The sequence below is a fragment of the Roseateles sp. P5_E1 genome (assembly GCF_054049335.1).
Genome location: NZ_JBFUMN010000351.1, coordinates 1 through 579 on the forward strand (window position 1 = coordinate 1; position 579 = coordinate 579).

General features: G+C 66.4%; 1 protein-coding gene. It reads left to right on the plus strand.

From position 1 onward, the window contains the following. A partial coding sequence (locus ACXJKJ_RS31470; protein ID WP_457395591.1) for an ABC transporter permease occupies window positions 1–579 on the plus strand: 579 nt, incomplete at both ends.

Here is a 579-nt window from a genome sequence, read left to right on the forward strand (position 1 = left end):
CTCGGTGATCATGCGCGACCAGCTGCCACTCATCCAAAGCCTGCCCGGCGTGGCACGCGGCGAGGACGGCAAGCCGCTGGTGTCGGCCGAGCTGTCGCAGGTGATCAGCCTGCTTTCGCGCAGCGACCACTCCGATACCAACGTGCAGTTCCGCGGYGTTGGTGAGCAGGCCTGGGCGGTGCGCCGGCAGGTGCACATTGTCGAAGGCCGCCGCTTCAAGCCGGGACTGCGCGAGATCGTGGTCGGCAAGGGGGCCAAGGCACAGTTCGAAGGCCTGGAGGTGGGCAAAACCCTGCAGCTGGGCAAGCAGGACTGGACGGTCGTGGGCGTGTTCGCCTCCAACGACGTGCACGAGTCCGAGCTGTGGGCCGACACCCAGACCCTGTCCACCACCTACAACCGCAGCGCCTACCAGTCGGTCAACGTGCGTACGGAGGGAGCCGCCGGGTTCAAGCAGTTCAAGGCAGCGATGGCAGCCGATCCGCGCCTGAAGCTGGACGTGGAAACCACCCGCGACTACTACAGCAAGCAGTCCGGCGGCCTGAGCACGCTGATCAACGTGCTGGGCACGGTGATCGG